This is a genomic window from Peptoniphilus grossensis (assembly GCF_001940285.1).
GTDB classification, from domain to species: Bacteria; Bacillota; Clostridia; order Tissierellales; family Peptoniphilaceae; genus Peptoniphilus_A; species Peptoniphilus_A faecalis.
In genome coordinates, this window is the sequence record NZ_MJIH01000003.1 from 1 (window position 1) to 7,429 (window position 7,429).

The 7,429-nt window shown below is 36.6% G+C and carries 14 protein-coding genes and 3 pseudogenes; 9 read left to right on the top strand and 8 right to left on the bottom strand.

Going from position 1 to position 7,429, the window contains the following annotated elements:
* The 5 genes from BIV18_RS09540 to BIV18_RS10695 all read left to right on the top strand — a co-directional run.
* Window positions 1-217 (top strand): hypothetical protein (locus BIV18_RS09540; RefSeq protein WP_075660419.1); only part of this gene is annotated, 217 nt, incomplete at its 5' end.
* Window positions 210-494: a major tail protein gene (locus tag BIV18_RS11075; RefSeq protein ID WP_235860850.1), complete on the top strand. Its 285-nt coding sequence runs from the start codon at window positions 210-212 to the stop codon at window positions 492-494. The genes BIV18_RS09540 and BIV18_RS11075, both read left to right, overlap by 8 nt.
* A gap of 90 nt (window positions 495-584) precedes the next feature.
* On the top strand, window positions 585-815 hold the full coding sequence (locus tag BIV18_RS11080; protein ID WP_235860851.1) for a hypothetical protein: 231 nt from the start codon (window positions 585-587) through the stop codon (window positions 813-815).
* Between the two features lie 6 nt (window positions 816-821).
* Window positions 822-1,178, top strand: coding sequence for a hypothetical protein (locus tag BIV18_RS09550; protein ID WP_002834869.1), 357 nt, complete (start codon window positions 822-824; stop codon window positions 1,176-1,178).
* Window positions 1,179-1,195: 17 nt separating this feature from the next.
* Entirely contained in the window at window positions 1,196-1,360 is a 165-nt protein-coding gene (locus BIV18_RS10695) for a hypothetical protein (protein ID WP_004816339.1), read from the top strand.
* Between the two features lie 13 nt (window positions 1,361-1,373).
* Here BIV18_RS10695 and BIV18_RS09555 read toward each other — a convergent pair whose 3' ends face one another.
* Both BIV18_RS09555 and BIV18_RS09560 read right to left on the bottom strand, forming a co-directional pair.
* Window positions 1,374-1,685 (bottom strand): type II toxin-antitoxin system RelE family toxin, encoded by a 312-nt coding sequence (locus BIV18_RS09555; protein WP_235860852.1) that lies wholly within the window; start codon window positions 1,683-1,685, stop codon window positions 1,374-1,376.
* On the bottom strand, window positions 1,682-2,005 hold the full coding sequence (locus BIV18_RS09560) for a type II toxin-antitoxin system Phd/YefM family antitoxin (protein WP_019117841.1): 324 nt from the start codon (window positions 2,003-2,005) through the stop codon (window positions 1,682-1,684). Before BIV18_RS09560 ends, BIV18_RS09555 begins: the two co-directional genes overlap by 4 nt.
* 533 nt (window positions 2,006-2,538) lie before the next feature.
* On the opposite strand from BIV18_RS09560, the pseudogene BIV18_RS11085 reads away from it, so the two are divergent.
* Window positions 2,539-3,564, top strand: a pseudogene (locus tag BIV18_RS11085) (phage tail tape measure protein); the annotation flags it as partial.
* 368 nt (window positions 3,565-3,932) lie between these two features.
* On the opposite strand, the pseudogene BIV18_RS11090 reads toward BIV18_RS11085, so the two are convergent.
* A pseudogene (locus BIV18_RS11090) lies at window positions 3,933-4,838 on the bottom strand (phage tail tape measure protein); the annotation flags it as partial.
* On the opposite strand from BIV18_RS11090, the gene BIV18_RS11095 reads away from it, so the two are divergent.
* From BIV18_RS11095 to BIV18_RS11100, 3 genes are all read left to right on the top strand, one after another.
* Complete coding sequence (locus tag BIV18_RS11095; RefSeq protein WP_235860855.1) at window positions 4,756-4,968, top strand: hypothetical protein; 213 nt, start codon at window positions 4,756-4,758, stop codon at window positions 4,966-4,968. The pseudogene BIV18_RS11090 and the gene BIV18_RS11095 sit on opposite strands and share 83 nt — an antisense overlap.
* A gap of 473 nt (window positions 4,969-5,441) precedes the next feature.
* The gene (locus BIV18_RS09575) at window positions 5,442-5,765 is read left to right on the top strand and encodes a type II toxin-antitoxin system Phd/YefM family antitoxin (RefSeq protein ID WP_019117841.1); all 324 of its coding nucleotides are present in this window, start codon (window positions 5,442-5,444) and stop codon (window positions 5,763-5,765) included.
* Complete coding sequence (locus tag BIV18_RS11100; protein ID WP_235860853.1) at window positions 5,762-5,914, top strand: type II toxin-antitoxin system RelE family toxin; 153 nt, start codon at window positions 5,762-5,764, stop codon at window positions 5,912-5,914. Before BIV18_RS09575 ends, BIV18_RS11100 begins: the two co-directional genes overlap by 4 nt.
* Window positions 5,915-6,088: 174 nt before the next feature.
* On the opposite strand, the gene BIV18_RS10700 is transcribed toward BIV18_RS11100, so the two are convergent.
* From BIV18_RS10700 to BIV18_RS11105, 5 genes and pseudogenes are all read right to left on the bottom strand, one after another.
* On the bottom strand, window positions 6,089-6,253 hold the full coding sequence (locus BIV18_RS10700) for a hypothetical protein (RefSeq protein ID WP_004816339.1): 165 nt from the start codon (window positions 6,251-6,253) through the stop codon (window positions 6,089-6,091).
* A 70-nt stretch (window positions 6,254-6,323) separates the two neighbouring features.
* Window positions 6,324-6,626 carry a hypothetical protein gene (locus tag BIV18_RS09585; RefSeq protein WP_235860854.1) on the bottom strand — a complete coding sequence of 101 codons (303 nt, stop codon included), beginning with the start codon at window positions 6,624-6,626 and terminating at the stop codon, window positions 6,324-6,326.
* A 2-nt stretch (window positions 6,627-6,628) separates the two neighbouring features.
* Complete coding sequence (locus BIV18_RS11590) at window positions 6,629-6,973, bottom strand: major tail protein (RefSeq protein WP_472924271.1); 345 nt, start codon at window positions 6,971-6,973, stop codon at window positions 6,629-6,631.
* Complete coding sequence (locus tag BIV18_RS11595) at window positions 6,954-7,238, bottom strand: major tail protein (protein ID WP_235860850.1); 285 nt, start codon at window positions 7,236-7,238, stop codon at window positions 6,954-6,956. Before BIV18_RS11595 ends, BIV18_RS11590 begins: the two co-directional genes overlap by 20 nt.
* 3 nt (window positions 7,239-7,241) lie before the next feature.
* Window positions 7,242-7,429, bottom strand: a pseudogene (locus BIV18_RS11105) (hypothetical protein); the annotation flags it as partial.

Below are 7,429 nucleotides of genomic sequence, written 5' to 3' on the forward strand. Positions count from 1 at the left end.
GAATAAACACTTTGGTGCAGATGGAGTAGTCTTTTATAAAAGCACCCAGATAGACTTAGAACTATACACCGATAAGAAAGATTTAAAATTAGAAGAAAAGATAGAAGAGACACTTGATAGAGAAAAAATCTATTATGAAAAATCTGAAGTTTGGATTGAATCAGAAAGACTCTATGAAGTTCTCTATGAATTTACTATGGAGGTAAAAAATGGCTAATAAAGTTAAATTTAATATTTGTAATGTACACTACGCTCTCTTTGATAAAGCCGAAGAGGGCGTTATTAAATATAAGACGCCAGTGCCAATGCCTGGTGCTGTTTCAATTTCATTAGATCCTAATGGAGAGCCTGAAAGCTTTTATGCAGATGGAATTGAATACTACACTATTTCAAACAACATGGGATATGACGGAGATTTGGAAATCGCTCTTATTCCAGAATCTTTTAGGACTGATGTTTTGATGGAAAAATCAGATTCTAATAAAGTTCTATAATAAAGTTCTAATTGAATCTTCAAATTCTGAAACTGCTAACTTTGCACTTCTTTTGAGTTTGACGGTGACCAAAAGAAAATCCGTCACGTCATGTATAACTGCTCAGCAGCAAGACCAACCCTTGAAGGAGAGACTAATGAAGAATCAAGAGAAGTTCAACCAGAAACCTTATCTATTCAATCAAGACCACTTCCAAATGGAAATGTAAAGGCTAGAACAGGTGAAGAGACTACGAAGGAAACTTATGATGGTTGGTATAAGTCAGTCTATATGCCAACAGAAAACTACAGTAACACCTTCAAGAGCAAGTGTTGGAGGTAAATAAATATGGCGTTAACCAAGAAAATTCAAATCGATGGACAAGATGTTATTTTCCGTGCCTCAGCAGCTATTCCAAGAATTTATAGATTGAAATTTGGTCGAGATATTTTCAAAGACTTGATGGAATTAGAAAAGTCCATGAAGAAAAACGATGAAGATAAATCTAACCTTGATATAGGCTCATTAGAACTATTTGAAAATATAGCCTATGTAATGGCAAAACATGGAGATAAATCTGTGCCAGATAGTCCAGAAGAATGGTTGGATAATTTCTCAACCTTTTCAATTTATCAAATTCTACCTCAGCTAATTGAGTTGTGGGGACTTAATATAAAGTCGGAAGAAGTTCCTAAAAAAAAGTAAGACCAATAGAAAGACCAATGACTACACCTTTGTTTTTACTAAGGGCAGTAGAACTTGGTCTTTCTGTTTCTGATTTATCTCTACTAACAATTGGACTTGTAAATGATATGTTCACAGAAAAGAATAATGACGACTATAAATACAAAGAAGTAGCTACACAAGAAGACTTTGATAAGTTTTAATCTTCAAGCTTAGCTACTCTTTTTTCAGCATCTTTATAGACTTTGGATTCGGCTCTTGCACCGATAATAATGACAAGAACTTCGTCATCTGATTTTCCAATTTATAAACGATCCTAAGACCTGAACTCTTAAGTTTAATTTTCATAAGACCAGCAAGCTTAGAATCAGATAGGTTAGAAAGAGGCTTGCCATAGCCACCTTCAGTATTAGGAAGAGGATTTATTAAGATCCTCTTAAGTGCTTTATCGACAATTTTTCTTTGAGATCCATCTAAGGCTTTATAGTCTTGGATGGCTTCTTTTATAAAGGATAGTTTATAGTTCATTCGATTTCGTCCTCATCAAGAGGAGAGACTTCATTTAAATCGATATGGAAGGCTTCTTCAAATTCATCTTGAGAAATTAAATCGGATTTATCCATTGATGACATCCTTGTATTGGCAAGCATAAGATCTCTTGCATCTTCGAGCTCATCAATGAGTTTCGTATATTCATCAGGGGAAACAAGAATGCACTCAGGAGTGTTGTTCTTTAATACGACCTTAGAACCGTTCACTTTGACATCATCGAAAATACGTCCAGCTAGGCCTCGATTAAATTCAGAAATGGATACAGTCTTGTTGGATAATTCTTTTACAAAATTCATACTTATCACCTCAAGATAAGTATAGCAGAAATCGATAAAAACATCAATAAAAATACTGATAAATATATCTGTAAAGAGGAGATGAGATATTGGCAAATAGAATAAAAGGGATAACTGTTGAGATTGGTGGGGATACTACCAAATTGCAGACTGCACTAAAACAAGTTAATACGGAGATTAAACATACTCAGTCTGAACTTCGTGATGTCAATAAACTTCTTAAACTTGATCCTGGCAACACTGAACTTATCTCACAAAAGCATAAGCTATTAGGACAGACCTTAGAAGAGACAAAGAATAAACTAACATCATTAAAAGAGGCACAAAAACAAGCTGAACAGGCTCTTGCAGAAGGTAAGATTTCGGGGGAGCAATATGATGCCCTTAAACGAGAGATTATTGAAACAGAACAAGCCTTAAAGTCTCTAGAAAGACAAGGGGCAACTACTAATCAAACTCTTCAAAACATAGCTATTATTGGAGAAAAATGGCAAAACACAGGGCAAAATATAGAAAATGTAGGAAGAAAAATGATGCCAGTATCTCTTGCGGTAGCAGGTCTTGGGGTAGCGGCTGTAAAGACTGCTTCAGATTTTGACTCTGGTATGTCAAAGGTAAAAGCAGTATCTGGTGCAACAGGGTCTGACTTTGATGCCCTAAGGGAAAAGGCTCGTGAAATGGGAGCCAAGACCAAGTTCTCAGCATCTGAAGCGGCAGAGGCTATGAACTACATGGCCATGGCTGGTTGGAAAAGTAAAGACATGATTGGTGGTATTGAAGGAGTCATGAACCTAGCTGCAGCTAGTGGTGAGGATTTAGCTACTACTTCAGACATCGTTACAGATGCCCTTACAGCCTTTGGTTTAAAAGCCGAAGACTCTTCTCACTTTGCTGATGTTCTTGCTGCTGCGTCATCTAATGCAAACACCAATGTTTCATTAATGGGTGAAACCTTTAAATATGCTGCACCTATTGCTGGGACACTTGGATATTCAGTTGAAGATACAGAAGTCGCTATTGGTTTAATGGCTAACGCAGGAATAAAGGGTTCACAAGCAGGTACAGCTTTAAGGTCTGGACTAACAAGACTCGCATCACCAACTAAAGAAGTTATTAACGGAATGTCTATGTTAGGCTTATCTATTGAAGATGTACAGGGGCTTTCACTTGATGAGACTCTAAGCACATTTAGAGTTGCCTTTGCTAATTTAGACGGAACCCAAAAAGCACAAGCAGCATCCATGATATTTGGTAAAAATGCTATGTCTGGAATGTTGGCAATTATAAATGCCAGTGAAAAAGACTACAACAGTTTGAGTGATGCCATATATAACGCAGATGGAACAGCAGAAAAAATGGCTGCTACTATGCAGGATAACCTGGCTGGTCAATTAAAGATCCTACAATCTGCCTTAGAAGAATTAGCCATATCTTTTGGAGAACTTTTAATGCCTGCTGTTAGAAAAGCAGTAGATATATTAACAAAATTGGTAAATGGACTTAATGCACTTCCAGGACCAGTAAAAGGTATTATTGCAGGTATCGGTCTTTTTATAGCTGCTCTTGGACCTGTACTTATGATTGTCGGAAAACTTATCTGGTCAATAGGAACTATTATGACCAAAGGACCTCTAATAGTAGGAGGAATAACTAAGATAGTTGGAATATTTACAGGTACACTTATACCAGCAATCACTGCAGTAGTATCAGCCATTGGTATAGTTCCTATTGCTATTGGTGCAGTAATAGCTGGTATAAGTGTACCTGTAAATATTCCAACTATCTTAGTTATTCCTCCTACTATTAGAGGTCCTTTGGTCATAATAGTTCCTATTGACCAGATAAGTTTTCCGACAATCATAAGTACAGGTCCAAGAGCAGCTATAAAAAGACCGATACCTGCAATAATACCTTTTACTGGTCCTGGAAGTGCATTAAGTCCATTTACCAATTTTGTTAATATATCTACTGCTTTTCTAACAGCAGGCATTAAAAGTTCTCCAAAAGATATGGCTAATTCTTCTAAGGCAGATTGTAGGATCTTTAATTGACCAGCCAGGTTATCCTGCATAGTAGCAGCCATTTTTTCTGCTGTTCCATCTGCGTTATATATGGCATCACTCAAACTGTTGTAGTCTTTTTCACTGGCATTTATAATTGCCAACATTCCAGACATAGCATTTTTACCAAATATCATGGATGCTGCTTGTGCTTTTTGGGTTCCGTCTAAATTAGCAAAGGCAACTCTAAATGTGCTTAGAGTCTCATCAAGTGAAAGCCCCTGTACATCTTCAATAGATAAGCCTAACATAGACATTCCGTTAATAACTTCTTTAGTTGGTGATGCGAGTCTTGTTAGTCCAGACCTTAAAGCTGTACCTGCTTGTGAACCCTTTATTCCTGCGTTAGCCATTAAACCAATAGCGACTTCTGTATCTTCAACTGAATATCCAAGTGTCCCAGCAATAGGTGCAGCATATTTAAAGGTTTCACCCATTAATGAAACATTGGTGTTTGCATTAGATGACGCAGCAGCAAGAACATCAGCAAAGTGAGAAGAGTCTTCGGCTTTTAAACCAAAGGCTGTAAGGGCATCTGTAACGATGTCTGAAGTAGTAGCTAAATCCTCACCACTAGCTGCAGCTAGGTTCATGACTCCTTCAATACCACCAATCATGTCTTTACTTTTCCAACCAGCCATGGCCATGTAGTTCATAGCCTCTGCCGCTTCAGATGCTGAGAACTTGGTCTTGGCTCCCATTTCACGAGCCTTTTCCCTTAGGGCATCAAAGTCAGACCCTGTTGCACCAGATACTGCTTTTACCTTTGACATACCAGAGTCAAAATCTGAAGCAGTCTTTACAGCCGCTACCCCAAGACCTGCTACCGCAAGAGATACTGGCATCATTTTCTTCCTACATTTTCTATATTTTGCCCTGTGTTTTGCCATTTTTCTCCAATAATAGCTATGTTTTGAAGAGTTTGATTAGTAGTTGCCCCTTGTCTTTCTAGAGACTTTAAGGCTTGTTCTGTTTCAATAATCTCTCGTTTAAGGGCATCATATTGCTCCCCCGAAATCTTACCTTCTGCAAGAGCCTGTTCAGCTTGTTTTTGTGCCTCTTTTAATGATGTTAGTTTATTCTTTGTCTCTTCTAAGGTCTGTCCTAATAGCTTATGCTTTTGTGAGATAAGTTCAGTGTTGCCAGGATCAAGTTTAAGAAGTTTATTGACATCACGAAGTTCAGACTGAGTATGTTTAATCTCCGTATTAACTTGTTTAGTGCAGTCTGCAATTTGGTAGTATCCCCACCAATCTCAACAGTTATCCCTTTTATTCTATTTGCCAATATCTCATCTCCTCTTTACAGATATATTTATCAGTATTTTTATTGATGTTTTTATCGATTTCTGCTATACTTATCTTGAGGTGATAAGTATGAATTTTGTAAAAGAATTATCCAACAAGACTGTATCCATTTCTGAATTTAATCGAGGCCTAGCTGGACGTATTTTCGATGATGTCAAAGTGAACGGTTCTAAGGTCGTATTAAAGAACAACACTCCTGAGTGCATTCTTGTTTCCCCTGATGAATATACGAAACTCATTGATGAGCTCGAAGATGCAAGAGATCTTATGCTTGCCAATACAAGGATGTCATCAATGGATAAATCCGATTTAATTTCTCAAGATGAATTTGAAGAAGCCTTCCATATCGATTTAAATGAAGTCTCTCCTCTTGATGAGGACGAAATCGAATGAACTATAAACTATCCTTTATAAAAGAAGCCATCCAAGACTATAAAGCCTTAGATGGATCTCAAAGAAAAATTGTCGATAAAGCACTTAAGAGGATCTTAATAAATCCTCTTCCTAATACTGAAGGTGGCTTATGGCAAGCCTCTTTCTAACCTATTCTGATTCTAAGCTTGCTGGTCTTATGAAAATTAAACTTAAGGAGTTCAGGTCTTAGGATCGTTTATAATTGGAAAAATCAGATGACGAAGTTCTTGTCATTATTATCGTGCAAGAGCCGAATCCAAAGTCTATAAAGATGCTGAAAAAAGAGTAGCTAAGCTTGAAGATTAAAACTTATCAAAGTCTTCTTGTGTAGCTACTTCTTTGTATTTATAGTCGTCATTATTCTTTTCTGTGAACATATCATTTACAAGTCCAATTGTTAGTAGAGATAAATCAGAAACAGAAAGACCAAGTTCTACTGCCCTTAGTAAAAACAAAGGTGTAGTCATTGGTCTTTCTATTGGTCTTACTTTTTTTTAGGAACTTCTTCCGACTTTATATTAAGTCCCCACAACTCAATTAGCTGAGGTAGAATTGATAAATTGAAAAGGTTGAGAAATTATCCAACCATTCTTCTGGACTATCTGGCACAGATTTATCTCCATGTTTTGCCATTACATAGGCTATATTTTCAAATAGTTCTAATGAGCCTATATCAAGGTTAGATTTATCTTCATCGTTTTTCTTCATGGACTTTTCTAATTCCATCAAGTCTTTGAAAATATCTCGACCAAATTTCAATCTATAAATTCTTGGAATAGCTGCTGAGGCACGGAAAATAACATCTTGTCCATCGATTTGAATTTTCTTGGTTAACGCCATATTTATTTACCTCCAACACTTGCTCTTGAAGGTGTTACTGTAGTTTCTGTTGGCATATAGACTGACTTATACCAACCATCATAAGTTTCCTTCGTAGTCTCTTCACCTGTTCTAGCCTTTACATTTCCATTTGGAAGTGGTCTTGATTGAATAGATAAGGTTTCTGGTTGAACTTCTCTTGATTCTTCATTAGTCTCTCCTTCAAGGGTTGGTCTTGCTGCTGAGCAGTTATACATGACGTGACGGATTTTCTTTTGGTCACCGTCAAACTCAAAAAGAAGTGCAAAGTTAGCAGTTTCAGAATTTGAAGATTCAATTAGAACTTTATTATAGAACTTTATTAGAATCTGATTTTTCCATCAAAACATCAGTCCTAAAAGATTCTGGAATAAGAGCGATTTCCAAATCTCCGTCATATCCCATGTTGTTTGAAATAGTGTAGTATTCAATTCCATCTGCATAAAAGCTTTCAGGCTCTCCATTAGGATCTAATGAAATTGAAACAGCACCAGGCATTGGCACTGGCGTCTTATATTTAATAACGCCCTCTTCGGCTTTATCAAAGAGAGCGTAGTGTACATTACAAATATTAAATTTAACTTTATTAGCCATTTTTTACCTCCATAGTAAATTCATAGAGAACTTCATAGAGTCTTTCTGATTCAATCCAAACTTCAGATTTTCATAATAGATTTTTTCTCTATCAAGTGTCTCTTCTATCTTTTCTTCTAATTTTAAATCTTTCTTATCGGTGTATAGTTCTAAGTCTATCTGGGTGCTTTTATAAAAGACTACTCCATCTG

What these genes read in the sequence shown, in the direction of transcription:
- BIV18_RS09560 (WP_019117841.1), bottom strand. Translation starts at nt 2,005, where the DNA reads ATGAATTTTGTAAAAGAATTATCCAACAAGACTGTATCCATTTCTGAA.
- BIV18_RS11595 (WP_235860850.1), bottom strand. Translation starts at nt 7,238, where the DNA reads ATGGCTAATAAAGTTAAATTTAATATTTGTAATGTACACTACGCTCTC.
- BIV18_RS10700 (WP_004816339.1), bottom strand. Translation starts at nt 6,253, where the DNA reads ATGACTACACCTTTGTTTTTACTAAGGGCAGTAGAACTTGGTCTTTCT.
- BIV18_RS11075 (WP_235860850.1), top strand. Translation starts at nt 210, where the DNA reads ATGGCTAATAAAGTTAAATTTAATATTTGTAATGTACACTACGCTCTC.
- BIV18_RS09585 (WP_235860854.1), bottom strand. Translation starts at nt 6,626, where the DNA reads ATGGCGTTAACCAAGAAAATTCAAATCGATGGACAAGATGTTATTTTC.
- BIV18_RS09555 (WP_235860852.1), bottom strand. Translation starts at nt 1,685, where the DNA reads ATGAACTATAAACTATCCTTTATAAAAGAAGCCATCCAAGACTATAAA.
- BIV18_RS10695 (WP_004816339.1), top strand. Translation starts at nt 1,196, where the DNA reads ATGACTACACCTTTGTTTTTACTAAGGGCAGTAGAACTTGGTCTTTCT.
- BIV18_RS11080 (WP_235860851.1), top strand. Translation starts at nt 585, where the DNA reads ATGTATAACTGCTCAGCAGCAAGACCAACCCTTGAAGGAGAGACTAAT.
- BIV18_RS09575 (WP_019117841.1), top strand. Translation starts at nt 5,442, where the DNA reads ATGAATTTTGTAAAAGAATTATCCAACAAGACTGTATCCATTTCTGAA.
- BIV18_RS11100 (WP_235860853.1), top strand. Translation starts at nt 5,762, where the DNA reads ATGAACTATAAACTATCCTTTATAAAAGAAGCCATCCAAGACTATAAA.
- BIV18_RS09550 (WP_002834869.1), top strand. Translation starts at nt 822, where the DNA reads ATGGCGTTAACCAAGAAAATTCAAATCGATGGACAAGATGTTATTTTC.